Origin of the sequence: Actinomadura bangladeshensis (assembly GCF_004348335.1) — a bacterium.
Classification (GTDB): Bacteria; Actinomycetota; Actinomycetes; order Streptosporangiales; family Streptosporangiaceae; genus Spirillospora; species Spirillospora bangladeshensis.
The window spans coordinates 1-810 of the sequence record NZ_SMJW01000576.1 but is presented as its reverse complement, the minus strand read 5'-3'; the positions used below and the strand labels follow the sequence as shown (position 1 = coordinate 810).

Below are 810 nucleotides of genomic sequence, written 5' to 3'. Positions count from 1 at the left end.
AGCGAACTGTCGTACCCCGCTGCTGTCCTGTCGGCATGCCCGCTGACCTGCGGCGCACGACACACGTTCGAACACGTTGACGAATCGCCGTCAGGGCGGTTTACTGTGAATGCGTCGAACTTATGTTCGACGTTGGTGCGGGACTCGCGGCCCGCGCCAGGGCGACGTCCCCGCCGATCGCGGTGTTTCGGCGGGACGGACGGCCGGGCGGAGTGAGGGGAAGCTCTCCGCCCGGCCGGCCCGAGCCCGGAAGGAGGCACACATGTCCGGAACGATGACCGCACGCGGGGTCCACTCCGCCGCCCAGTCCGTCCCGCCACCCAGCCCACGCCACCGCCCGATGCCCGCGCCGCGCCCGGCGCACACGGCCGTCGGCCAGCTGCACGCCGCCCGCATGGGCCTCGCCGAGGCGGCCGAGGCGTCCTCGCCCGCCGTCCGCTACGTCTGCGCCCACCTGGCCGCGCTGCGCGCGGCCGCCGCGGTGCTGGCGTCCAAGGAGCCCCTGGAGACCCACCGCCGCGGCCGGCCGCGCAGCGTATGGGTGCTGCTGCCCGAGGCCGAGCCCGCGCTGCGCGAGTGGGCCGCGTTCTTCGCCGCCGGCGCCGACAAGCGCGCCGCCGCCGAGGCGGGCCTGCCGCGCGCCGTCACCCCGCGCGAGGCGGAGGAACTCGTGCACGACGCGGAGGTGTTCGTCACCCTCGTCGAGGACACCCTCGGCATCGACGGGCAGCCCACCCTGCCGGTCCCCGAGGCCGGCTAGCCACCGCCGGAGGCCCGCCCCGCCTCCCCGGGGCCGGCCTCCGCCGGAGT

Annotated in this window: 1 protein-coding gene; it reads left to right on the top strand. The window is 76.2% G+C overall.

What is annotated here, in order from left to right; translation table 11 throughout:
* Positions 1-262: 262 nt before the first annotated feature.
* Complete coding sequence (locus E1284_RS40950) at positions 263-760, top strand: SAV_6107 family HEPN domain-containing protein (RefSeq protein WP_131945476.1); 498 nt, start codon at positions 263-265, stop codon at positions 758-760.
* Positions 761-810 lie beyond the last annotated feature (50 nt).

Coding starts and splice junctions, on each gene's coding strand:
- E1284_RS40950 (WP_131945476.1), top strand. CDS start 263: ATGTCCGGAACGATGACCGCACGCGGGGTCCACTCCGCCGCCCAGTCC.